This window comes from Micromonospora sp. BL4 (assembly GCF_003667505.1).
Classification (GTDB): Bacteria; Actinomycetota; Actinomycetes; order Mycobacteriales; family Micromonosporaceae; genus Micromonospora.
This window is the reverse complement of sequence record NZ_RCVJ01000149.1, coordinates 1-22,162: the sequence shown is the minus strand read 5'-3', so window position 1 is coordinate 22,162 and position 22,162 is coordinate 1. Positions and strand designations below refer to the sequence as shown.

Here is a 22,162-nt window from a genome sequence, read left to right as displayed (position 1 = left end):
GCGGGTGGGTCAGTCCGTCGGCAGCAGGTCGGCCGCGCGGGCGGCGACCTGCCCGCCGATCAGGGCGAGCGCGGCGTCGGCGGGCATCGGGTCCAGGGTGCGGCCGTCGCGGAGGCGCAGGGCGAGGCGTCCGTCGGCCGCCTCCCGGGAACCGAGCACCCCGAGGTACGGGACGCGGCGGCGGGCCGCGTCCCGGATCCGGGCGCCCAGCGAGCCGGCGACGTCGACCTCGACCCGCAGCCCGGCGGCGACGGCCCGTCGGGCCAGCTCGGCCGCCGCCCCGGCCTGCCCGTCGTCCACCGGCAGCAGCACCAGCTGCACCGGCGCGTACCAGGCCGGGAAGGCGCCCTGGTGCACCTCGATGAGGTACGCGAACAGCCGCTCCATGCTGCCGACCAGACTGCGGTGCACCATGACGGGCCGTCGCCGGCTGCCGTCCGAGTCGGTGTACGACAGGTCGAACCGTTCCGGCTTGTCGAAGTCCAACTGGATGGTGGAGATGGTCGACTCCCGGCCGGCTGCGTCGACGATCTGGATATCGATCTTCGGGCCGTAGAAGGCGGCCTCCCCCGGCGCCTCGACGTACGGCACCCCGGCCAGCGAACCCCGGAGCAGTTCCTCGGCGCGGGCCCACTGCGCGTCGTCGCCGACGTACTTCTCGCCCGGCCCGCGCAGCGACAGCCGGAAGCCGGCCGGGCGGACGCCGAGCGCGGCGTGCGCGGCGCGGATCAGCCCGAGGATCTCCACGACCTCGTCGCCCACCTGGTCCGGGGCGCAGAAGGTGTGCGCGTCGTTGAGCGAGATGGCGCGCACCCGGGACAGCCCGCCGAGCACGCCGGAACGCTCCGAGCGGTACATCCCGCCCAGCTCGGCGATCCGCAGCGGCAGCTCCCGGTAGGAGCGGCCCCGGGCCCGGAAGACCAGCGCGTGGTGCGGGCAGAGCGCCGGCCGGAGCACGAACTCGTCGTCGGCGCTCAGCCGCATCGGCGGGAACATGTCGTCGGCGAAGTAGCCGAGATGGCCGGAGAGTTCGAAGAGTTCGCGCTTGCCCAGCGGCGGCGAGTAGACGTGCTGGTGGCCGGATCGGCGTTCCAGCTCACGGACGTACTCCTCGACGGCGTGCCGGGCGGCGGCGCCGTCCGGCAGCCAGATCGGCAGGCCGGCGCCGGCCAGCGGGTCGGAGACGAAGAGGTCCAGCTCCCGGCCGAGCCTGCGGTGGTCGATCATGTCGTGCTCCTGGATCGGGTACGACCCGGAGGCGACCTGGACACCGAACGCCGCGCGGCCCTCGGGGCGGATCGCCCCGGGGCCTGGTTGACGGTGGTTACGTCAGAGCGGCGCGCCGGGGACACCCGGCGTCGTGGTCTCCACTACCGCGCTGCGCATGCGGCGACCGTACCCCTGGAGCGATCGGGGACGCACCCGGATTTGGCGCGGCGGAGGGAAGGGCGGGCCGCCGGCGCGGGACCCGCCGGCGGCCCTGGGCGGCCCGGAACGTCAGGAACGGGGGACCCGACGGTGCTGGGGCCGCGCGGACAACGGTACGCCGACGAACGCCGATCCGCCGACCTGTGCGGGCCGCGCGGGACGGCTGCCGAACCGTCACCCGAGGACCGTTCGCCTCGTTGTACCTGGGTGGCCCAGTCGTGTCGACGGTCACGGCGGGGTGGGGCTGTCCACCGTGACGCCGGACACGCCGTCAGGCTCGAGACACCCAATCGGCCGCATCCGGCGAGGTGGCACGCGTGCCCGAACTACTGACAGACGTCGCATCGCCGACGTGGGCGTACCTCGTGCTGCTCGGTCTGCTGATCGCGGACGCCTTCGTCCCGGTGATTCCCACCCAGATCGTCATGATCACCAGCGGTGCGCTCACCGTCTACGGCGGACTCAGCCTGCCGGTCACCATCGCCGTCGGCGCGCTCGGCGTCTTCGCCGGCGATCTCGCCTGCTACCTGCTAGGTCGGGGCGCACCGGACCGGCGGGCCCCCCGGCACGCCGAGTTGAGCCGGGCGCGACGGGTCGCCAGCCGGGTCACCCAGGGATTACGGCAGCCCGGGCCGCTGGTCATCCTGCTGTGCCGGTTCGTGCCGGGCGGTCGGATGGCGGCCTGCTTCTCAGCCGGCCGTAGCCGCTACCCGTACCGGCTGTTCGTGCTCTACGAGGCGGTGGCCGCGCTGGGCTGGGCCACCTACGGCGCGCTGGTCGGCCACCTGGGTGGCACCGCGCTGACCGAGTCGGCCTGGCGGCTGGCCATCATCGCCACCGCGGCGGCGGCCGGCTTCGCCGCCGCCGGATGGGCGATGACCCTGGTCAGCGCACGGCACGCCCGAGCCGCCGCCTCGGCCGACATTCCCCTCGACTGAGGGTCGAGCGGCCCCTCACCCGGGTGCCTCTAGGGGTGGTCCCCCGGGACGATTTCGGTGGCCGTCCCGGATCCGGCTCGGGTCTTGTCGGCGACAGGCTGAGGCATGCCTGGAACCCGGAGCACCGGCCTGCTCGCCCTCGGCGGGATCGCCCTGGCGGCGCTGCTGACCGTGATCGGCCATCTCGAAGTCAACGACGACCTCAACCCGTGGGCGCTGACCGTGAGCGATTTCGCGGTCTCCGACCGGGGCGGCGTCATCGACGTCGCCATGGTGGTGCTCGCGCTCGCCACCGTGGCGCTGCTGCTCGGGCTGCGCCGCGCCCGGCCACCACGGCCCAGCCGGCCGGTCGAGCTGCTGCTCGGCGCGTGGGTGGCCGGGCTTTTGCTGGCCGCGGTGGTGCCGACGAACGAGCCGGGCACCGCCATGACCACCGCCGCCTACCTGCACCGGTACGCCTCGGTGGTCGCCTTCCTGGCGCTGCCGGCCGCCGGCTGGCTGCTCGCCCGTCGCCCCGACCTGGTCCCCGCCGCCCGGACGCTGCGCACCCTCGTCCTGCTCAGCCTGGCCCTGGCGGCCGCGATGATCTGGTCCGCCTACCCCGGTGACCGCCTGCTGATCGGCCTGGCCGAACGCCTGCTCATCCTCACCGAGGTAGCCGTCCTGGTAACCGTCGCCCTAACCCAAACCCGGACGCCCGTCACTCCTTGGGCCGTTACTCCAGCTCGTGGAGCATGAGCTGGCGGGCCGCTTCGGTGATCGAGCCGGAGAGGCTCGGGTAGATGGTGATGGTCTGCGCCAGCTCGTTGACCGTCAGGTTGTTCTCCACCGCCATGGTGATCGGGAGGATCAGCTCGCTGGCCTTGGGGGCCACCACCACACCGCCGACGACCTGGCCGCTGGCCGGGCGGCAGAACAGCTTCACGAAGCCGTCGGACAGGTCGTCCATCTTGGCCCGCGCGTTGCCCGACAGCGGCAGCATCACCTGCCGGGCCGGCACCTTGCCGGCGTCCACCTCGTCCTGCGAGACGCCCACGGTGGCCAGCTCCGGGTCGGTGAAGACGTTCGCCGCGACGGTCCGCAGCCGCAGCGGGCGGACGGCCTCGCCGAGGGCGTGCCACATCGCGATCCGGCCCTGCATGGCGGCGACGCTGGCCAGCAGCAGCACACCGGTGCAGTCGCCGGCGGCGTAGATGCCGGGCACGTTGGTCCGGGACACGCGGTCGACCGTGACGTAGCCGCCCCGGCCCAGCTCCACGCCGTACTCGGTCAGGCCCAGGTTGGCGGTGTTCGGGATCGAACCGACCGCGATCAGGGCGTGCGAGCCGGCGACCTTACGGCCGTCGGACAGCTCCACCTCGACGCCGTCGGCCGTACGCCGGACCGCGTCGGCCCGGGAGTTGTTGAGGATGCTCATGCCCCGGTTGCGGAACACCCGCTCGATGGCCGAGGCCGCGTCGGCGTCCTCGTGCGGCATGACCCGGTCGCGGCTGGAGACCAGGGTGACCTGGACCCCCATCGCCAGGTACGCGCTGGCGAACTCGGCGCCGGTCACGCCGGAGCCGACCACGATCAGATGCTCGGGCAGCTCGGGCAGGTCGTACACCTGGCGCCAGGTCAGGATGCGCTCGCCGTCCGGCACGGCGGTGGGCAGCTGGCGGGGCGTCGAGCCGGTGGCCACCAGCACCGAGGAGGCGTCGATCCAGTATTCCTCCCCGCCGTCGGCGGGGGTGACGACGACCCGGTGGGTGTGGCCGAGAGCGTCCTCGCCCAGCCGGGCGGTGCCGGCCACGAAGGTGACCCCCGCCTTGAGCAGCTTGGCGTGGATGTCGGCGGACTGCGCCAGCGCCAGCCGCTTGACCCGGTCGTGCACCGCCCGCGCGTCGACGGTGACCGCCTCCAGGCCGTCCGAGTGCACGCCGAACTCCTCGGTGTCCCGGTAGCCGGTGACCACCCCCGAGCTGGCGATGAAGGTCTTCGAGGGAACGCAGTCCGAGAGCACGCAGGCCCCGCCCGCGCCGTCGGCCTCCACCACGGTGACATCGGCGTCGAGCTGGGCGGCGACCAGCGCCGCCTCGTACCCGGCCGGCCCCCCGCCGATGATCACGATCCGGCTCACAGCGTCTGCCCTTCCTCGATGCTCACAGTGACTTTCTTCTCCCGAACGCACCCGACACGCACAGTCGTATTCTCCCCCACCCGCCAGCCGGGCTATCGTCATCGCCGTGGGTCATCACGCCGCCTACGGCTCAAACCTGGATCCCGCCCGGATGCGCGCCTACTGCCCGCATTCGCCGATGGTGGGCGTCGGCTGGCTGGAGGGGTGGCGGCTGACCTTCGCCGGGGCGGACGTGATCGGCTGGGAGGGCGCGGTGAGCACCCTGGTCGAGTCCCCCGGTGACCGGGTCTTCGTGGCGCTCTACGACATCCACCCGTATGACGCCGCCCAGCTCGACGAGATCGAGGGGGTGACGGCCGGCACGTACCGCAAACTGCACGTCCGGGTCTCCACCCTTGACGGCGACGTGACCGCGTGGATCTACGTCTTCGACGGGTACGAGGGCGGCCTGCCGACCTCGTGGTATCTCTCCGAGATCGCCAACGCCGCCGAGAAGGCGGGCGCGCCGGACGACTACGTCACCGAGCTGCGTTCCCGCCCCACCGGCACCGCGTCCGCCTAGAGGCTGTCGCACGCTCCCAGTCTGCTACCGCCGCCGGCCGGACCGTCCGTCGGGCCCGACCGGCGTCGTCAATCACACACCGGCGGCCGGGACGACCAGCTGGTACATGTCGGTCCACCGGGTCTCCCGCAGGCCCACGGCCCGATAGAGCGACAGCGGGGCGGTCGGGTTCGCGAGGTCCACCCCCAGGCCCGCCGCCTGCCGGCCCTTCTCGGCGTAGCGGGCGAAGGCGCGACGCAGCAGCGCGGCGCCCACCCCCCTTCGGCGGTACGCGGGCAGCACCGCCAGGCTCCGCACGAAGCCCTCCTGCTGGTCGAGCGCCTGATCCGAGGACTGCAACGCGCCCGCCACCACCCCGTCGACCTCGGCGACGAACCACTCGTCCCAGGCGGTCAGGTCGCCGATCCGGGCGCGCCACCGCTCGTACGACAGCGGCTCGTGGTCCGGGGTGTCACGGAAGGCGGTGTCCTGGATCCGGTGGAACTCCCGCAGCTCGGCCTCGTCGTCCGCGCGGACCGGTCGCACCGTCACCCCGGGCGGCGGGGGCGGTTCGGCGGGCAGGTCGGCCAGCGTGCGGCGCATCCGGACGTACCGCTTGGCCAGGGTGAACCCGGTCGCACGCAGGTCACGTTCCCAGTCGCGTTCCGGCTCGAAGACCGCGCAGCGGACGGTGAGTCCGGGCAGCCCCCGCTCGGCCGCCCGCTCGGCGACCCGGTCCAGTTGCCGGGCCAGCAGGGGCGCGCGGACCGTGGCAGCCCGCTGCGGATCGACGTACACCTCGACGAACTCCCGGCCCACCCCGGTCGGGTTGTCGACGGTCGCCCAGCCCACCACGGTGTCGTCCGGGTCCACCGCCAACCAGGAGTCGCGAGCCGGGTCGAAGAAGGGGGCGGTCAGCGACTCGGCGACGTCCTCAGCGTCGAAGTCGGGATGACCGATGGCGAAGGTGTCGGCGGCGTGCACCACCGCGAGGATCGCCGGCACGTCGTCGAGGGTGGGCCGGCGCAGGGTCCAGCCAGCGGGAACAGTCACGGCAGGTGATCCTGGCAGCCGAGCGCCGCCGGCGCCGCCCATTTTCGGCCGGCTTCCTTCAGCGGACGGTGAGGTCGGTGCGGGTCTGGTGCAGCAGCTCCACCAGCTCGATGCCGTCGGCGGGGCCGAGCGCCGCGAACGCCGGTGCGGCCAGCCGGTCGGTGACCGCCTCCGCCCAGAGGCGCCGACGCACCAGCGGCCCGATCGGCGGGTACGGCGGCGGCCAGCCGCAGGCCACCGCACCGGCCTCTCCCTCCGGCCCGGCCAGCACCGCCTCCAGCGGGGTCATCCCGGCGGCGCGTACGGCCAGCAGGTAGGCGCCGGTGAAGTGTTCGCGGAGCAGCCGCAGCCCCGCGGCGGCCCGGGCGCCCGGGGAGAGATCCGGCAGCGGCATGGCCCGCCACGCGGCGAAGAGCGGCATGCCACTGGCGTCCGCCGCCGCCACCGACCGCTCGACCAGCCCGGCCAGGCGCTCGACGCTGTGCAGCGCACCCAGCCGCTGCGCGCCCCACCGGCAGCACTCGGCGAGACTCGCGGCGGCGACCTCGGCCGGCCGGACGACCCGGGCGGCCGCGTCCCAACCGTCGGCGACCGCATCCGGGGCGAGGAAGCCGAGGGCCGCGGCGGCCGTCTCGGCCCGTACGTCGCCGAGTGCGCCGGCCCGCCCGCTGATGTAGAAGGCCCAGCCGGAGATGCCGAGCAGCCGTGCCCGGCGCAGCGTGGTCGGGCACCGGCTGAATCCGTCGCCCAGGTCGAGCGCGACGGGCTTGCTGGCGGCGGCGACCTGCTCCGGTGTCATCCGAGCGCCACCCTCGGGTGCCTCGATCCGCCGGCCACGGCGGCTTCCGGACCCGGGATCGCCGGCCCGGGGCGGCCCGGCCACTCGTCGTCATCCATCGATGGTCAGTCTGCCGGGCCACCGCCCGGGTCCGCATCCCCCTCTTCGGCCGCCAACGCCTCGACCGCCGCCTCCACCTCACCCGCGCGTCGCCGGGCCACGGTGACGGCCCGCTCGGCCGCACGCCGGGCCAGCTTGGCCCGGCTGAGATCCTGCTCCGCGACCGCCCGCCGCCGCTCCAGCTCGGCCAGCTCGGTCTCGATCTCGTCGAGCGCTGTGGCGCCGTCCCGCTCCTGCCCGGTCGCCTCGGTCAACTCGGCCTCCGCCCGCTCCTGGTCGGTCCGTGCCCTGGCCAGTTCCCGGTCCAGTGCCCGGCGTTGCCGCGCCCGTTCGGCCCGGGCCGCCCGCTCGGCACGCTCCGCGGCCCGGTCGGTACGGGGGGCCGCCTCGGGGCCGGTCCGCTGGGCGCCGGGCCGGCGGGCCGGGCGTTCCGCGGCCTGCTCCTCGTCGTCGCCGGTGACCAGCCGCAGCTGCGGGCGGGGCACCTCGCCGAAGCCGGCGTAGGTGGCCGACCGCAGCAGACGCCCGGACCGGACCTGCTCGGCGACCTCAGCGTCGGAGAGCGCCGCGTTCAGGGTCGCCTCGACCTCGGCCAACGGCAGCTTGCCGGCCGGCGGCGCGTCCGGCTCCGCCGCGGCGAGCTTGCGGACCTCGGCGACCAGGGCGCCGACCACCGCCCGGCGCTGCGCGGACAGCTCCCGGAGCCGGGGCCCGCGCAGCTCCCGCTGGGCGGACCGCAGCGCGTCGGCGAGCTGGACCAGGTCGGCGACCAGCTCGGGGCGGTGGATGGCGAGCAGGTTCACCAGCCAGGCGGCGACCGTGGGACGGCGCAGCCGGGCCAACTGCCGGGCGGTGGACGGGTCGCCGGCGCGGCGGGCCTCGGCCACGGCGGCGTCCCGGGCGGCCACGAACCGCTCCGGCGGGGTGCGGTAGAGCTGCTGCACCAGCTCCGGGGAGGGGCCGGGCATGGCCTCAGACGTCCACCCGGCTACCGGGCTCCAGACGCTGGTACTCGGTGCCGGACATCGCCGAGTACTGGCGGTTGAGCACGCCCAGACCGGTGTCGTTGAGCAACGCGTCGTGCAGCGCGTACGCCCGGCGCGGGGCGACGGCCCGGATGAAGTCGAGCACCTCGGAGAACTTCGACCAGGGTGCGTGGATCGGCGCGAAGAGCGTGTCGACCGGCGTCTCCTCCGGCACCACCAGGGCGTCGCCCGGGTGGTAGACCACGTCGTTGATCAGGAAGCCGAGGTTGTCCACGACCGGGATGTCCGGGTGGATCACCGCGTGCTTCCCGCCGTAGGCGCGGATGGCCACCCCGGCGGCGGTGAACGACTCACCGGCGGTGACCGGACGCAACGCCTCGGCGGCGTCGCCCAGGGTGCCGGCGAGCGAGGCGGGTCCGTGGATCGAAAACGGTCGCCGGTCGAGTTGCAGGTGCACCGCCGCCACGTCGAGGTGGTCGGGGTGTTCGTGGGTGATCAACACCGCGTCCGCACCGTCCAACGCTGCCGGGTCGCTGAACACCCCGGGGTCGACGACGAGCACTCCCCCGTCGTGCTCCACCCGGATGCAGGAGTGGGCGTACTTGGTGAGCCGCATCGTGACTCCTCGATTATCGAATCGTGACGTCCTCAGCGCAGTCTGCCGGAACCAGCCGACGAGCGCGCCGCGTCCGAGGTATCGCCACACCGGCTGACGACGATGGGAGCGGGGATGGACGAACGGGTGGGACGGCGCCGCGGCGCACTGCTGGCGGCAACAACACTGGTGGCGGTCCTCGGGGTGACCGGGTGCGGTGCCGGCGACAGCGGGGCGCAGGACGCGGCGGGCACGGCGGCCGAGGCGCCGGCCGCGAACGGCGGCGCGGCGGACAGGGACAGTGCCGCCGGTGCGCCGGAGGCGGCCGGAGCCGGCGCCCCGGACCTGCGGGTCGACCAGCGGGCCATCATCTACACCGGAACCATGCGGGTGCAGGTGGACGATGTGGACGCCGCCGCCCGCGAGGTCACCGCCGCGGTCACCCGGGCGGGTGGCTTCATCGGCGGCGACCAGCGGCGCAGCGCCGAGGCCGACGCGGTGGCGGAGTTGCAGCTGCGGGTGCCGGCAGCGAAGTTCGCCGGCGTGGTGGACGAGATCGCAAAGCTCGGCAAGCAGGAGAGCCGGGAGATCAGCACCCAGGACGTCACCGAGGAGACCGTCGACCTCGACGCCCGGATCGCCAGTCAGCGGGCCCGGGTGGACAGCGCCCGCCGGCTGCTCGCCCGAGCCACCTCGATCGCCGACCTGGTGTCGCTGGAGAACGAGCTGGGTCGCCGCGAGGCCGACCTGGCGTCGCTGGAGGCCAAGAAGCGGCGACTGGCCGACCTGACAGCCCTCTCCACGATCACCGTGTCGCTGGCCGGACCGGCGGCGAAGGCCGCCGAGGAGAAGACCGAGACCGGATTCCTGTACGGGTTGAAGGGCGGCTGGAAGGCGTTCGTCGCCTCGCTGGCCGTCCTGCTCACCGTGCTGGGAGCGCTGCTGCCCTGGCTGGTGGCGCTCGGCGTACCGCTGGCGGCGCTGCTGCTGGTCCTGCGCCGGCGGAAGAAGGCCCCGGCGCTGGTCGCTCCGGTCAGCGCACCGCCGCCAGTGCCCGCAGCGCGGTCTGCACCATGACGCGTACGCCAGCCGGGATGGCTCCCTCGTCCACGTCGAAGGACGCGCGGTGCAGGTCGACGTTGGGGCCGGAGCGGCCGACGCCGAGCCGGGCGAGGGCGCCGGGGACGTACTCCAGGTACCAGGAGAAGTCCTCGCCGCCCATGCTCTGCGGCGTCTCGGCGATCCCGTCCGGGCCGAGCGCGGCGGCGGTGGCGCCGGTCAGCACCTGGATGGCCCGTGCGTCGTTGCACACCGGCGGCCGACCGCGCAGGTATTCCAGGTCGACCGTCGCGCCGGTCGGCGCGATCACGTCCCGGACGACCTGAGCCACGATCTTGGGAGCCTGTTCCCAGGTGTCGCGATCCATCACCCGCAGGGTGCCGGACGCGGACGCCTCGGAGGGGATGACGTTGTAGCGGGTGCCGGCCGAGGCGTGGCCGAAGACCAGCAGCAGCCCGCTGTTGGCCGGCACCCGGCGGCTGACCAGCGCGGGCACCTCGGTGATCAGCCGGCCGAGCGCGTCGACCAGGTCGACGGTCAGGTGCGGGCGGGCGGTGTGCCCGCCCGGGCCGCTGAGCCGGACGGTGACGTTGTCGGCGGCCGCGGTGATCGGGCCGACCCGCAGGCCGACCTGACCCACCGGCAGGTTCGGGTCGCAGTGCAGCGCGAAGATCTGCGCCACGTCGTCCAGGCCGCCGGCCTCGATGACCTCCAGCGAGCCGCAGGGCAGGATCTCCTCGGCCGGCTGGAAGATGAGCCGGACCCGGCCGTCCAGCTCGCCGAGGTCGGCGAGCTGGGCCAGCAGCATGCCGACGCCGAGCAGGATCGAGGTGTGGACGTCGTGCCCGCAGGCGTGGCAGACGCCCTGCACCGTGGACCGGTACGGCACGTCCTTGGGGTCGTCCAGCGGCAGGGCGTCGATGTCGGCGCGCAGCGCGATGACCGGTCCGTCCGGGCGGCCGTTGACGTCACAGATCACGCCGTTGCCCTTGGGCAGCAGGCGCGGGTTCAGCCCGGCCAGTGAGAGTTCCCGGGCGATCAGGGCGGCCGTCTCGAACTCGGTGCCGGAGAGCTCGGGGTGCGAGTGGATGTGACGGCGGGTGGCGATCAGCCCGGGTACCCGGAGCGCGAGGAGGTGGTCCAGGTCGCGGGGCAGGGGCTGGGACCCGGGCGGCAGCTCCGGCCAGGACGACGCCAGCTGGCTGCCGGTGGGCAGCGTCAACGCACTCGTCACGTCGAATTCTCGATCACTAGAGATGGATGGATCATCGGGGACAGCAGACAGCCTAGACCTCCGGCGGTGACGCTGCGCAACCTCGTTACGGTGATGATCAGAGCGCACAGCGTCACGTATGCCCTGCTGAGGGCGCTCGGAGATGCGCGGGACAGCAGGTAGATCACGGTCGAACGCCGTCATCTGCCCCTCACCTCCTACAACGCGTAACCGATCTCGGCGGTCACGAATTCGGCGCCACTCGCGGGCCCACGTTGCGAATTGTCGCATTAGTCGGGGGGATGAACTGACACTCCGACAATAAGCCGACCACGCTCCGCAACGAGCCGGAAAAGACGCTCACACGCGCCCGTCCGTCGTGACCGCACAGGGTGTGCGTCCCCGTTCACCCGGTCGGGGTACCCCCAAACCTGGTGGACACACCCCGGACACCGTCGGGGGCCACGCCGCCCTCGGCCCGGCCGGTGGGGGATCCGCTTTCGACTGTAGCTCTACCCGAGCCGAACAAACCCGCCCTGACCTGCGAGAACGGCCGATCGGCCGATCAGAACCGATCGGTGGGCCGGTACAGCCCCCACGCCTCGCGCAGCGTCCCGCAGACCTCACCCACCGTGGCGCGGGCCCGCAGCGCCTCCTTCATCGGGTACAGCACGTTGTCCGTGCCATCGGCGGCGGCCCGCAGGTCGGCGAGCGCCCGCGCCACCGCGTCGGCGTCCCGCTCGGCGCGCAGCCGCGCCAGCCGCTCGGCCTGCGCCGCCTCGATCGTCGGATCGACCCGCAGCGGCTCGTACGGCTCCTCCTCGTCGACCGCGAACCGGTTGAGGCCGACCACCACCCGCTCGCCCGAGTCGATCTCCTGGGCGATCCGGTACGCGGACTGCTCGATCTCGCGCTTCTGGAACCCGGCCTCGATCGCGTCCACCGCCGAGCCGTGGTCGGCCACCCGCTCCATCAGCTCGACGGCGGCGGCCTCGATCTCGGCGGTCATCGCCTCCACCACGTACGAGCCGGCGAACGGGTCGACGGTGGAGGTCAGGTCCGTCTCGTACGCCAGCACCTGCTGGGTACGCAGCGCGAGCCGGGCCGCCTTCTCGGTGGGCAGCGCGATCGCCTCGTCGAAGCTGTTGGTGTGCAGCGACTGGGTGCCGCCGAGCACCGCACCGAGCCCCTGCACCGCGACCCGGACCAGGTTCACCTCCGGCTGCTGGGCGGTGAGCTGCACGCCGGCGGTCTGGGTGTGGAAGCGCAGCATCATCGACTTCGGATCCTTGGCACCGAAGTCGTCCCGCATCAGCCGGGCCCAGATCCTGCGGGCGGCGCGGAACTTCGCCACCTCCTCCAGCAGGGTCGTACGGGCCACGAAGAAGAACGACAGCCGGGGCGCGAAGTCGTCCACCGCGAGCCCGGCGGCCAGCGCGGCCCGGACGTACTCCACGCCGTTGGCCAGGGTGAACGCGATCTCCTGCGCGGGCGTCGCGCCGGCCTCGGCCATGTGGTAGCCGGAGATGGAGATGGTGTTCCACTTCGGCACCTCCTTGCGGCAGTACGCGAACGTGTCGGCCACCAGGCGCAGCGAGGGCTTCGGCGGGAAGATGTACGTCCCCCGGGCGATGTACTCCTTGAGGATGTCGTTCTGGATGGTGCCGTTGAGCGCCGAGCCCGGCACCCCGTTCTCCTCGGCGACGAGCTGGTAGAGCAACAGCAGCACCGAGCCGGGCGCGTTGATGGTCATCGAGGTGGAGACCTTGTCCAGCGGGATGTCGGCGAAGAGCAGCCGCATGTCCTCGATGGAGTCGATGGCCACGCCCACCTTGCCGACCTCGCCGTGCGCGATCGGCTCGTCCGAGTCGTACCCCATCTGGGTCGGCAGGTCGAAGGCGACGGAGAGACCCATCGTGCCGGCCCGCAACAACTGGTGGTACCGCGCGTTGGACTCGGTGGCGGTGCCGAAGCCGGCGTACTGGCGCATGGTCCACGGACGGGAGGTGTACATCGTGGGGTAGACCCCCCGGGTGTACGGGAACTCGCCGGGACCGCCCAGCCGGGAGTCCAGGTCCTCCGGAAGGTCGGCCGCCGTGTAGACGCCCTTGATCGGGAAACCGGACTCGCTTGACCGCCGTTCACTCATCCCCGGATGGTAGGACGCGCGGGCGTGTCGTCGGGTGAGGGATACCGCACAGTGCGTCCCGACCGGTCGACAGGACGTGAAGGACAGAGCACGTTCTGTTGACTTCGATAAACGTCCGTCGCGTCGGCTTTCGCATCGGGCGTCGGAACCAGCAAGATAGGGGGGTTGTGTCCCAGCCCCCCTCGATTTCCCCCGGTGGCTTTTCTGTGACTCAGATCCCGACGTGGAGCGGCGGACAGGTAAGTCCCGCCAACGGACGTGCGGCGCCCGGCACCACCATCGGTGGCCGGTACTCGCTGCGGTCCTCGGTGGGCAACGGCGGCATGGGCACGGTGTGGCGCGCCACAGACACCCTGCTGCGCCGTGACGTGGCGGTGAAGGAGGTCGTCCTGCCCCCGGGGCTGGCCCCCAGCGACCGCGACGCCATGTACGAGCGCACGCTGCGCGAGGCCCGCGCGGCCGCCGCCATCCAGCACCCCGCGGTGGTGCAGGTGTACGACGTGGTCACCGAGGCCGGCCGGCCCTGGATCGTGATGGAGCTGCTGGACGCCCGCAGCCTCGCCGACATGGTGATCGAGGACGGGCCGGTCGCGCCCCGCGCGGTCGCCAAGATCGGCATTGCGTTGCTCGGCGCGCTGGAGGTCGCGCACGCGATCGGCGTGCTGCACCGCGACGTCAAACCGGCCAACGTGCTGATCTGCGCCGACGGGCGTTGCGTGCTGACCGACTTCGGTGTCGCGCGGATGCCCACCGACGTGCAGCTCACCACTCCCGGCATGGTGCTCGGCTCGCCGCACTTCATCTCGCCCGAGCGGGCCATGGGTCAGGAGTTCGGCCCGCCGAGCGACCTGTTCTCGCTGGGCGTGACGCTGTACACGGCGGTCGAGGGGCGGCCTCCGTTCGACAAGGGTGATCCGATCGAGACCATGCACGCCGTGGTGGAGGACCCGCCCGCCCCGCCGCAGCGCAGTGGCCCGCTGACCCGGGTGCTGATGGGCCTGCTGGAGAAGGACCCGGCCCGCCGGCTGGACGTGCACACCTCCCGGGCCATGCTGCGCGAGCTGCTCGCCGGCCCGCTGGGCAGCACCGCCACCGCCGTGCACTCGGTGACCGACCCGTACGCCGTGGTCCCGGTGCAGCAGCGCCCGGCGCCCTTCGCCCCGCCGGCTCCGCCGGAGCCGAAGCCGGACAGCCAGATCGGCGGCCGGGCGATGCTGGCCCCGGGCGAGTCCCTGACCGACCGCCTGGCGTCGCTGCGCCGGGGCGAACGCCCGCAGCCCGCCACCGCGGCCGGCACCACGGGGCTCGACGAAACCAGCGCCGACGCGCTGGCCGGCCCGCTGCACACGCCCACCGGCGCGATGCCCGTCCCCGGCCGACCCGCCGCCGGGCGCACCTACGGCGGCCCGGCGGACGCCACCCAGCGGGTGGACGCCGGCGGACACCCGGACGCCACCCAGCGGGTCAGCTACGGCAGCCGGCCCGACGCCACCCAGCAGGTCGGCTACGGCGGCGCGCCGGAGGCCACCCAGCGCATCGGCGGCACGTACGGCGGCGGCAACCAGTGGTCGGTGCCCGGCACCGGCCAGCCCTGGGCCACGCCCGCGACGTCCGGCGGCGCCGGGGCACTGGACAAGGTCCGCGCCACCGGAGGCCAACTGGTCACCACGGTCAAGGGTTGGCCGCGCAAGGTGCAGCTCGCCGCGGCCGGCGGGCTGGCCCTGGTGCTGCTGCTCAGCGTGGTCGCGTTGACCAGCGGCGGCGACGACCCCGCCCCGACCACCCCGCAGGCGCAGCCCACACAGTCCGCCGCGGCCGGTCCGGCTATGGAGATGCAGGAGCACGCGGCCCGCGGCATCGAGGTCATGGTGCCGAAGGGCTGGACCAAGGCCACCGGCGGCGTCTACTTCGACTACGTCGACCCGGAGGACCGCAGCCGAAAGGTGCGCGTCCTCACCGAGGATTTCAGCACCACCTCGATGCGCTGGGCCGAGGTCGCCGAGGGCGGTCTCAAGAAGGCGAAGTCGTGCCCCAAGCCGTACAACCGGATCGCGATGGCCGAGAAGGACCTGGCCGGCAAGCCGGCCGCCGAGTTCGAGTACACCTGCGGCGAGGGCGACACGCAGCGGCACGGCATCTGGCGCGGCGTGGTCACCGAGGGCAAGGTCTACTCGTTCTACCTCTCCTCGAACGACGCCAAGTTCGCGGAGAGCAAGCCGATCTTCGACGAGATGGTGCGGACGTTCCAGCTCACCGGGAACGGCTGAGCCGGAGGGAACCGACAGTGGTGATCCGCCGCCGTGCTATCAAGAGGCATGGCGGCGGACACCACTGACATCGACGACATTCGCGAGCAAGCCCGACGCTGGCTCGCCGACGACCCCGACCCGGCCAGCCGGGACGAGCTGACGGCGGTGCTGGACCGGCTGCCGACGAGCGCGCCGGAGCTGGCGGACCGGTTCGCCGGTCCGCTGACCTTCGGCACCGCGGGCCTGCGCGGCCCGCTGCGCGCCGGCCCGAACGGTATGAACCTCGCCGTGGTCACGCAGGCCGCCGCCGGCCTGGTCGGCTGGCTCGCCGCCCAGGGCGGCACCGGTCCCCTGGTGATCGGGTACGACGCCCGGCACGGCTCCCGCCAGTTCGCCGAGCGGACCGCCCAGGTGGCCACCGGGGCCGGCCGGCCGGCGCTGCTGCTGCCCCGCCCGCTGCCCACCCCGGTGCTGGCGTACGCGGTGCGCCAGCTCGGCGCCGTGGCCGGAGTGATGGTCACGGCCAGCCACAACCCGCCGCAGGACAACGGTTACAAGGTCTACCTCGGCGCGGAGCTGGGCGGAGAACTGGGCGCCGGGGCGCAGATCGTCCCGCCGGCCGACGCCGGCATCGAGGCCGCCATCCGGGCGGTGGGTCCGCTGACCGAGGTGCCGCTGGGCCGGCCCGGTGACGTGCTCGGTGACGACCTGGTCGCCTCGTACGTCGAGCGGGCCACCGCCGTGATCGCGCCGGACGGGCCGCGGGACCTGACGGTGGCGTACACCCCGCTGCACGGGGTGGGTGCCGCGGTGCTCACCGCCGCCTTCGCCCGGGCCGGCTTCCCGGTGCCCGGGGTGGTGCCCGAGCAGGCCGAGCCGGACCCGGCGTTCCCCACCGTGTCCTTCCCCAACCCGGAGGAGCCGGGGGCGGTGGACCTGCTGATCGCGCTCGCCGACTCCACCGGCGCGGACCTCGCCATCGCCAACGACCCGGACGCGGACCGGTGCGCGGTGGTGGTTCGCGACGGCGCGACAGGCTGGCGGATGCTCCGCGGCGACGAGGTCGGGGCGCTGCTCGCCGACCATTTGATGCGTCGCGGGGTGACCGGGCTGTACGCCACCACCATCGTCTCGTCGTCGCTGCTGCGGGCGATGTGCGCGGCACGGGGCCTGGCCTACGACGAGACGCTGACCGGTTTCAAGTGGATCGTCCGGGCAGGTGGCGGGAGCGCGCCGCTGGTCTACGGCTACGAGGAGGCGCTCGGCTACTGCGTCGCCCCGGACCACGTCCGGGACAAGGACGGCATCACCGCCGCGCTGACCGTGGCCGAGCTGGCCGCCGGCCTCAAGGCGCAGGGCCGCACGCTGACGGATCGACTGGACGAGTTGGCCGCCGAGTTCGGCGTGCACCACACCGACCAGCTCTCCGTCCGGGTGGATGACCTGCGGGAGATCGCCGACGCGATGGCCCGGATCCGCGCGGCCACCCCGACCACGCTGCTCGGACACCCGGTCGACAGCACCCAGGACCTGCTCCCCGAGGCGGACGTGGTGATCCTGCGCACCGGGGCGGCCCGGGTGGTGATCCGCCCGTCCGGGACCGAGCCGAAGCTCAAGGCGTACCTGGAGGTGGTGGAGCCGGTCACGGACGGCGACGTCGCGGCTGCCCGCACCCGAGCGGCGTCGGCCGTCGCCGCGCTGCGCGCCGAGGTCAGCGCCGCTCTTGGCATCTGAGCCCCGCCGCACCCACTCACCCACCACCACCAACACCACCAAGTCCGCCCTTTGCTCTGCACCCACGGAAGCGCCAGTCAACCGTCGGTCGGTAGGCCTTCCGTGGGTGCAGGGCTCGGTGGTGCCTCGGTGGGTGCAGAGCAAAGGGCACACACGGTGCGGGGTCGGTCGGTCGACCCGACGGTCAGCGGCGCGGGCCGAGGGCCTGGTCGACGGCCCGGCCGAGGGCCGCGACGACCAGGCCCACCGACGGGCGGACCACGGAGTCGTCGATGCTGACCTCGCCGGAGAACCCGGCGCCGGTGGAGATCTCCTCCAGCCGGCGGCGGGCGTCGGCGGCGGCCTCGCCGCTGACCCCGAGGGCGGACTCCATTCGCAGCACCACGACGAGGGTGGCCAACGCGGCGGTCCGCTCGTCCGGCGCCGCCGCGCCGGTCAGCGCCTCCGCCAGCCGCTGCCGGCTGTCCGCCTCCACGGAGGCGTCCACCACCGGGTAGCGGTGCACGTGGATGAAGCCCAGTTCGGTCTCGTCGATGTCCCGGACCACACCCTGCTCGCACAGGTCACCGAGGATCCGGTCCCGCAGGCCGTGCCGCAGGCGCTGCACCCACGAGGCCGGCGTGTGCGGGGTGTCCGCGGCGATCCGGCCCAGCACCTCATCGGTGACCCGCTCGCCGGTGGGCGTCGGGTCGACCACGGTCAGGGAACCGTCGGCGTACGCGATCCGGCCTGCCAGGGCCAGCTCGACCAGCACCGCGGCGGCCATGCCCAGGTCCAGGCTGATCCGCGGCATCGTCGCCTTGCCGGTCGTGTCGTCGTAGGCGAGGAGCAGCAGTTCCTCGGCGAGCGCAACACCAGTCATGGCCGGAGACGGTAGCGGGTCCGCGCACCACCGTGTGCGGACCCGCCGGACCCGGCACCGACCGGGGTGTACGACTCAGAACCGGGGCATGCCGCCGAACTGCCGGTCGCCGGCGTCGCCGAGGCCGGGGACGATGAACATCCGGTCGTTGAGCCCCTCGTCGATCGAGGCGGTGACCAGGCGCAACGGCAGGCCGGAGCGTTCCAGCCGCTCGATGCCGACCGGCGCGGCGAGCACGCAGAGCACGGTGATGTCGGTGCAGCCCCGGTCGGCCAGCAACCGGCAGCAGTGCTCGAGCGAACCACCGGTGGCCAGCATCGGGTCGAGCACCAGCACCGGCAGGCCGGCCAGTTCCCGGGGCAGCGACTCCATGTACGCGCGCGGCTCGTACGTCTCCTCGTCCCGGGCCAGGCCGACGAAGCCCATCGAGGACTCCGGCAGCAGGCCGAGCGCGGCGTCCGCCATGCCCAGGCCGGCCCTCAGCACCGGCACCAGCAGCGGCGGGTTGGCCAGCCGGGTGCCCTCGGTGCCGGTGACCGGCGTCTGCACCGGGTACCGCTCGACGGGGAAGGAGCGCGCCGCCTCGTACACCAGCATGGTGGTCAGTTCGTGCAGCGCCGCCCGGAACGTCGAGGAATCGGTGCGCGCGTCCCGCATGGCGGTCAGTCGAGACTGAGCCAGGGGATGGTCAATGACGTGTACATCCACGATCGCTCAACCTACCGGTCCCGATGGTCGGGCGGTGCGGGTGCGGTCCGACCAGCGACGCCGCTCACGCCGGACCCCGGCCCAGCGGGACCACGTGAGCAAGATCACGCAGCCGTCCGGTGCGTAGACTTCGTGGCATGACGGCGACAACGACGTCGGCCCGGTCGGAGCTCTCCGAGCTGGGACGATCCGAGACCGCTCTGCGGACCTTCCTGCACGGCCTGCCCGGCGTGGACCAGGTCGGCGCGGAGCAGCGGGCGGCGCAGCTCGGCACCCGCTCCATCAAGACCACCGCCAAGGCGCAGGCGATCGACCTCGCGATCCGGATGGTGGACCTGACCACCCTTGAGGGGGCGGACACCCCGGGCAAGGTTCGCGCGCTGGCCGCGAAGGCGGTACGCCCGGACCCGGCCGACCCGTCCTGCCCGCACGTCGGCGCCGTCTGCGTCTACCCCGCGATGGTCCCGTACGTGGCGGAGGTGCTGCGCGGCACCGGCGTGCACCTGGCCAGCGTGGCGACCGCCTTCCCGTCGGGTCAGGCGCCGCTGGAGATCAAGCTCGCCGACACCCGGGCCGCCGTCGCGGCCGGCGCCGACGAGATCGACATGGTGATCAACCGCGGCGCGTTCCTGGCCGGCCGCTACAAGGAGGTCTACGACGAGATCGTGGCCACCAAGGAAGCCTCCGGCGACGCCCACCTCAAGGTGATCCTGGAGACCGGCGAGCTGGCCACCTACGACAACGTGCGCCGGGCCTCCTGGCTGGCAATGCTGGCCGGCGGCGACTTCATCAAGACCTCCACCGGCAAGGTCCCGGTCGCCGCGACGCTGCCGGTGAGCCTGGTGATGCTGGAGGCGGTCCGCGACTTCCGGGCCGCCACCGGGCGGCAGGTCGGCGTGAAGCCGGCCGGCGGCATCAAGACCACCAAGGACGCGATCAAGTACCTGGTGATGGTCAACGAAACCGTCGGCGCGGACTGGCTCGACCCGGACTGGTTCCGCTTCGGCGCGTCCAGCCTGCTCAACGACCTGCTGATGCAGCGCACCAAGCTGACGACCGGCACCTACTCCGGTCCCGACTACTTCACCCTGGACTGATAGCCGATGTTCGAATACGCACCCGCCCCCGAGTCCCGCTCGGTGGTGGACCTCAAACCCTCGTACGGGCTGTTCATCGACGGTGCGTTCGTCGATCCCGCCGACGGTGGCAGCTTCAAGTCGATCAACCCCGCCTCCGAGGAGGTGCTGGCCGAGGTCGCCGAGGCCGGCGCCCAGGACGTGGAGCGCGCGGTGCGCGCCGCCCGGAAGGCGTACGAGAAGGTCTGGGGTCCGATGCCGGGCCGGGACCGGGCCAAGTACCTGTTCCGGATCGCCCGGCTCATCCAGGAGCGTTCCCGCGAGCTGGCCGTGCTCGAGTCGCTGGACAACGGCAAGCCGATCAAGGAGTCCCGCGACGTCGACCTGCCGCTGGTCGCCGCGCACTTCTTCTACTACGCCGGCTGGGCCGACAAGCTGGAGCACGCGGGCTTCGGCGTCGACCCGAAGCCGGTCGGGGTCGCCGCGCAGGTCATCCCGTGGAACTTCCCGCTGCTGATGCTGGCCTGGAAGATCGCCCCGGCGCTGGCCGCCGGCAACACGGTGGTGCTGAAGCCGGCCGAGACCACCCCGCTGACGGCGCTGCTCTTCGCCGAGATCTGCCAGCAGGCCGAGCTGCCCGCCGGCGTGGTCAACATCATCACCGGCGCCGGTGACACCGGCCGCGCGCTGGTCGAGCACCCCGGCGTGGACAAGGTCGCCTTCACCGGCTCCACCGAGGTCGGGCGGGCCATCGCCCGGTCGGTCGCCGGCACCCGCAAGAAGCTCACGCTGGAGCTGGGCGGCAAGGCCGCCAACATCGTCTTCGACGACGCGCCGATCGACCAGGCGGTCGAGGGGATCGTCAACGGCATCTTCTTCAACCAGGGGCACGTCTGCTGCGCCGGCTCCCGCCTGCTGGTTCAGGAGAACGTGGCCGACCGGGTGCTGGAGTCCCTGAAGCGGCGGATGGCCCAGCTTCGGGTCGGCGACCCGCTGGACAAGAACACCGACATCGGCGCGATCAACTCCGCCGCCCAGTTGGAGCGGATCCGCGAGCTGTCCGACGCCGGCTCGGCCGAGGGCGCCGAGCGTTGGTCGCCGCCGTGCGAGCTGCCCGACCGCGGCTTCTGGTTCGCGCCGACCATCTTCACCGGCGTCACCCAGGCGCACCGGATCGCCCGCGAGGAGATCTTCGGCCCGGTGCTGTCGGTGCTCACCTTCCGCACCCCGGCCGAGGCCGTGGAGAAGGCCAACAACACGCCGTACGGGCTCTCGGCGGGGATCTGGACCGACAAGGGTTCCCGGATCCTGTGGATGGCCGACCGGCTGCGCGCCGGTGTCGTCTGGGCCAACACGTTCAACAAGTTCGACCCCACCTCGCCGTTCGGCGGCTACAAGGAGTCGGGCTACGGTCGCGAGGGCGGCCGGCACGGGCTGGAGGGGTACCTCAATGTCTGAGCGGGTCGCCGTACGCAAGACGTACAAGCTCTTCATCGGCGGGAAGTTCCCGCGCAGCGAGTCGGGACGGTCGTATCTCGTGCAGTCCTCGAATGTGTCACTGGCCTCCCGCAAGGACGCCCGGGACGCGGTGGTCGCCGCCCGCGCCGCCGTGAAGGGCTGGGCCGGGGCGACCGCGTACAACCGGGGTCAGATCCTCTACCGGGCCGCCGAGATGCTGGAGGGCCGCCGCGAGCAGTTCGTCGCCCTCGGCGTGCCCGGCGACGAGGTGGACGCAGCGGTGGACCGCTGGGTCTGGTACGCCGGCTGGGCCGACAAGCTCGCCCAGGTGTACGGCGGCGCCAACCCGGTCGCCGGCCCGTACTTCAACATCTCCGCGCCCGAGCCGACCGGCGTGGTCGCGGTGGTCGCGCCGGAGCGCCCGGCGCTGCTCGGCCTGGTCAGCGTGATCGCCCCGGCGATCGTCACCGGCAACACGGTGGTGGTGGCGGCGTCGGCGACCGAGCCGCTGGCGGCGGTGACGCTGGCCGAGGTGCTCGCCACCTCCGACCTGCCCGGCGGAGTGGTGAACATCCTCACCGGCCGCATCACCGAGACCGCGCCGACGCTCGCCGCACACATGGACGTCAACGCGATCGACCTCAGCGGGGTGACCGACGCCGAGTTGGCGGCCGACCTGGAGGTCAAGGCGGCGGAGAACCTGAAGCGGGTGCTCCGGCCCGCCCCGGCCGACCACGACTGGTCGGTCACCCCCGGTCTGGCCCGGATGACGAGCCTGCTGGAAACGAAGACGGTGTGGCACCCGAAGGGGGTGTGATTTATCGGTCCCGGCCTTGGGTTTTCCGGGGAGCCCCACCCGCTCCGGGCGGTCAGGCTTGATCCCTCCGCGGGCGGGGCTCCCCGGAAACCTGACGTGGGCCGGGTTCGAGCGGGTGTTCGTCTTGCTGGCCGGTGCCCCTTGTTGGGTCACCGGCCAGCGGCGTCTTCAGCGCCCTCCCGGTTTCGGCGGCCCCTCCCGGTTTCGGCGGCCCCTCCCGGTTTCGGCGGCCCCTCCCGGTGATCATGAGGTTGGCGGGGGATTTGATCTTCCTGCGGC

19 protein-coding genes are annotated in these 22,162 nt (G+C 73.0%); 9 read left to right on the top strand and 10 right to left on the bottom strand.

The genetic code is table 11. From position 1 onward, the window contains the following. Window positions 1-9: 9 nt before the first annotated feature. Window positions 10-1,227 (bottom strand): threonine--tRNA ligase, encoded by a 1,218-nt coding sequence (gene thrS, locus EAD89_RS19330; RefSeq protein WP_121676720.1) that lies wholly within the window; start codon window positions 1,225-1,227, stop codon window positions 10-12. Between the two features lie 518 nt (window positions 1,228-1,745). On the opposite strand from thrS, the gene EAD89_RS19325 reads away from it, so the two are divergent. Together EAD89_RS19325 and EAD89_RS19320 are read left to right on the top strand one after the other, a co-directional pair. Beyond that, complete coding sequence (locus tag EAD89_RS19325; RefSeq protein WP_121653372.1) at window positions 1,746-2,366, top strand: DedA family protein; 621 nt, start codon at window positions 1,746-1,748, stop codon at window positions 2,364-2,366. Between the two features lie 105 nt (window positions 2,367-2,471). Continuing rightward, entirely contained in the window at window positions 2,472-3,104 is a 633-nt protein-coding gene (locus EAD89_RS19320) for a DUF998 domain-containing protein (RefSeq protein ID WP_121676719.1), read from the top strand. On the opposite strand, the gene EAD89_RS19315 is transcribed toward EAD89_RS19320, so the two are convergent. After that, a complete protein-coding gene (locus EAD89_RS19315) occupies window positions 3,082-4,485 on the bottom strand; it encodes an NAD(P)H-quinone dehydrogenase (protein WP_121653370.1) in 1,404 nt (467 codons plus the stop codon). The genes EAD89_RS19320 and EAD89_RS19315 overlap by 23 nt on opposite strands. A gap of 106 nt (window positions 4,486-4,591) precedes the next feature. Between EAD89_RS19315 and EAD89_RS19310 the strand changes: the two genes are divergently transcribed. Continuing rightward, the gene (locus tag EAD89_RS19310; protein ID WP_121653369.1) at window positions 4,592-5,047 is read left to right on the top strand and encodes a gamma-glutamylcyclotransferase; all 456 of its coding nucleotides are present in this window, start codon (window positions 4,592-4,594) and stop codon (window positions 5,045-5,047) included. A 72-nt stretch (window positions 5,048-5,119) separates the two neighbouring features. Here the strand turns inward: EAD89_RS19310 and EAD89_RS19305 are convergent, their stop codons facing one another. From EAD89_RS19305 to EAD89_RS19290, 4 genes are all read right to left on the bottom strand, one after another. Beyond that, complete coding sequence (locus EAD89_RS19305; RefSeq protein ID WP_121676718.1) at window positions 5,120-6,079, bottom strand: GNAT family N-acetyltransferase; 960 nt, start codon at window positions 6,077-6,079, stop codon at window positions 5,120-5,122. A gap of 58 nt (window positions 6,080-6,137) precedes the next feature. Next, the gene (locus EAD89_RS19300) at window positions 6,138-6,878 is read right to left on the bottom strand and encodes a hypothetical protein (RefSeq protein WP_121653367.1); all 741 of its coding nucleotides are present in this window, start codon (window positions 6,876-6,878) and stop codon (window positions 6,138-6,140) included. 104 nt (window positions 6,879-6,982) lie between these two features. After that, window positions 6,983-7,945, bottom strand: coding sequence for a hypothetical protein (locus EAD89_RS19295; RefSeq protein ID WP_121676717.1), 963 nt, complete (start codon window positions 7,943-7,945; stop codon window positions 6,983-6,985). Between the two features lie 4 nt (window positions 7,946-7,949). Next, window positions 7,950-8,579, bottom strand: coding sequence for an MBL fold metallo-hydrolase (locus EAD89_RS19290; RefSeq protein WP_121653365.1), 630 nt, complete (start codon window positions 8,577-8,579; stop codon window positions 7,950-7,952). Window positions 8,580-8,672: 93 nt separating this feature from the next. Between EAD89_RS19290 and EAD89_RS19285 the strand changes: the two genes are divergently transcribed. Next, window positions 8,673-9,635, top strand: a complete 963-nt coding sequence (locus tag EAD89_RS19285) for a DUF4349 domain-containing protein (RefSeq protein WP_199733563.1) — start codon at window positions 8,673-8,675, stop codon at window positions 9,633-9,635. Here the strand turns inward: EAD89_RS19285 and EAD89_RS19280 are convergent. Both EAD89_RS19280 and EAD89_RS19275 read right to left on the bottom strand, forming a co-directional pair. Then, window positions 9,592-10,851 (bottom strand): amidohydrolase, encoded by a 1,260-nt coding sequence (locus tag EAD89_RS19280; protein WP_121653363.1) that lies wholly within the window; start codon window positions 10,849-10,851, stop codon window positions 9,592-9,594. The two genes, EAD89_RS19285 and EAD89_RS19280, sit on opposite strands and share 44 nt — an antisense overlap. Window positions 10,852-11,395: 544 nt before the next feature. After that, window positions 11,396-12,979 carry a methylmalonyl-CoA mutase gene (locus EAD89_RS19275; protein ID WP_121653362.1) on the bottom strand — a complete coding sequence of 528 codons (1,584 nt, stop codon included), beginning with the start codon at window positions 12,977-12,979 and terminating at the stop codon, window positions 11,396-11,398. A 206-nt stretch (window positions 12,980-13,185) separates the two neighbouring features. Between EAD89_RS19275 and EAD89_RS19270 the strand changes: the two genes are divergently transcribed. After that, the gene (locus EAD89_RS19270; RefSeq protein ID WP_121676715.1) at window positions 13,186-15,246 is read left to right on the top strand and encodes a serine/threonine-protein kinase; all 2,061 of its coding nucleotides are present in this window, start codon (window positions 13,186-13,188) and stop codon (window positions 15,244-15,246) included. 48 nt (window positions 15,247-15,294) lie between these two features. Next, entirely contained in the window at window positions 15,295-16,962 is a 1,668-nt protein-coding gene (locus tag EAD89_RS19265) for a phospho-sugar mutase (protein WP_121652710.1), read from the top strand. A gap of 184 nt (window positions 16,963-17,146) precedes the next feature. On the opposite strand, the gene EAD89_RS19260 is transcribed toward EAD89_RS19265, so the two are convergent. Together EAD89_RS19260 and upp are read right to left on the bottom strand one after the other, a co-directional pair. After that, the gene (locus EAD89_RS19260) at window positions 17,147-17,824 is read right to left on the bottom strand and encodes a GPP34 family phosphoprotein (protein ID WP_121676714.1); all 678 of its coding nucleotides are present in this window, start codon (window positions 17,822-17,824) and stop codon (window positions 17,147-17,149) included. Window positions 17,825-17,899: 75 nt separating this feature from the next. Beyond that, window positions 17,900-18,532 carry a uracil phosphoribosyltransferase gene (upp, locus tag EAD89_RS19255; protein ID WP_121652708.1) on the bottom strand — a complete coding sequence of 211 codons (633 nt, stop codon included), beginning with the start codon at window positions 18,530-18,532 and terminating at the stop codon, window positions 17,900-17,902. A 137-nt stretch (window positions 18,533-18,669) separates the two neighbouring features. Here upp and deoC point away from each other — a divergent pair, with 137 nt between their 5' ends. Genes deoC through EAD89_RS19240 form a run of 3 tightly spaced genes read left to right on the top strand, consistent with a single transcriptional unit; the run spans window position 18,670 to window position 21,883 of the window. Beyond that, window positions 18,670-19,629 (top strand): deoxyribose-phosphate aldolase, encoded by a 960-nt coding sequence (gene deoC, locus EAD89_RS19250; protein WP_121652707.1) that lies wholly within the window; start codon window positions 18,670-18,672, stop codon window positions 19,627-19,629. Window positions 19,630-19,635: 6 nt separating this feature from the next. Further along, complete coding sequence (locus EAD89_RS19245; protein WP_121676713.1) at window positions 19,636-21,066, top strand: aldehyde dehydrogenase family protein; 1,431 nt, start codon at window positions 19,636-19,638, stop codon at window positions 21,064-21,066. Beyond that, on the top strand, window positions 21,059-21,883 hold the full coding sequence (locus EAD89_RS19240; RefSeq protein ID WP_121652705.1) for an aldehyde dehydrogenase family protein: 825 nt from the start codon (window positions 21,059-21,061) through the stop codon (window positions 21,881-21,883). Before EAD89_RS19245 ends, EAD89_RS19240 begins: the two co-directional genes overlap by 8 nt. Window positions 21,884-22,162: the final 279 nt, after the last annotated feature.

What these genes read in the sequence shown, in the direction of transcription:
- thrS (WP_121676720.1), bottom strand. Translation starts at nt 1,227, where the DNA reads ATGATCGACCACCGCAGGCTCGGCCGGGAGCTGGACCTCTTCGTCTCC.
- EAD89_RS19320 (WP_121676719.1), top strand. Translation starts at nt 2,472, where the DNA reads ATGCCTGGAACCCGGAGCACCGGCCTGCTCGCCCTCGGCGGGATCGCC.
- EAD89_RS19300 (WP_121653367.1), bottom strand. Translation starts at nt 6,878, where the DNA reads ATGACACCGGAGCAGGTCGCCGCCGCCAGCAAGCCCGTCGCGCTCGAC.
- EAD89_RS19295 (WP_121676717.1), bottom strand. Translation starts at nt 7,945, where the DNA reads ATGCCCGGCCCCTCCCCGGAGCTGGTGCAGCAGCTCTACCGCACCCCG.
- EAD89_RS19290 (WP_121653365.1), bottom strand. Translation starts at nt 8,579, where the DNA reads ATGCGGCTCACCAAGTACGCCCACTCCTGCATCCGGGTGGAGCACGAC.
- EAD89_RS19275 (WP_121653362.1), bottom strand. Translation starts at nt 12,979, where the DNA reads ATGAGTGAACGGCGGTCAAGCGAGTCCGGTTTCCCGATCAAGGGCGTC.
- EAD89_RS19265 (WP_121652710.1), top strand. Translation starts at nt 15,295, where the DNA reads ATGGCGGCGGACACCACTGACATCGACGACATTCGCGAGCAAGCCCGA.
- EAD89_RS19260 (WP_121676714.1), bottom strand. Translation starts at nt 17,824, where the DNA reads ATGACTGGTGTTGCGCTCGCCGAGGAACTGCTGCTCCTCGCCTACGAC.
- deoC (WP_121652707.1), top strand. Translation starts at nt 18,670, where the DNA reads ATGACGGCGACAACGACGTCGGCCCGGTCGGAGCTCTCCGAGCTGGGA.
- EAD89_RS19245 (WP_121676713.1), top strand. Translation starts at nt 19,636, where the DNA reads ATGTTCGAATACGCACCCGCCCCCGAGTCCCGCTCGGTGGTGGACCTC.
- EAD89_RS19240 (WP_121652705.1), top strand. Translation starts at nt 21,059, where the DNA reads ATGTCTGAGCGGGTCGCCGTACGCAAGACGTACAAGCTCTTCATCGGC.